Here is a 368-nt window from a genome sequence, read left to right as displayed (position 1 = left end):
AGCGCTTACAAGGGCTCCAGTTTCAGATCGACATGGAGAGAAAGCGTTGTAACAATCCAGTGCAGGCATGCATGAAAATTTCATCAATGATGAATGATTCGATCGCAGAGCTGCGCTATGCGCTCAACCAGCCAGACGATTACCTCAAATCGCGCACTAAGCACGAAGCGAAAGTCTTATCTTTTACTTCGCCGTCAAGAACAAAATAGACGCTTAGCTTTAGTAACGTAACGCGCTTTAATATACTATTTCAGGCGCGTTACTTTAGGACAAACAAGCTAGGCTTTATGCAAAACCTCAAACCAGAGCATCGTTACTCCAATTTCCTCAAACCCAAATTTTGGCCAACATGGCTTTTGATCGGTCTA

1 protein-coding gene is annotated in these 368 nt (G+C 43.8%); it reads left to right on the top strand.

What is annotated here, in order from left to right:
- Positions 1-209 (top strand): DUF3135 domain-containing protein (locus A3762_RS25705; protein WP_156493298.1); only part of this gene is annotated, 209 nt, incomplete at its 5' end.
- Between the last annotated feature and the right edge of the window lie 159 nt (positions 210-368).

It is taken from the genome of Oleiphilus sp. HI0125 (genome assembly GCF_001635355.1).
This window is presented reverse-complemented; position numbering and strand designations above follow the sequence as displayed.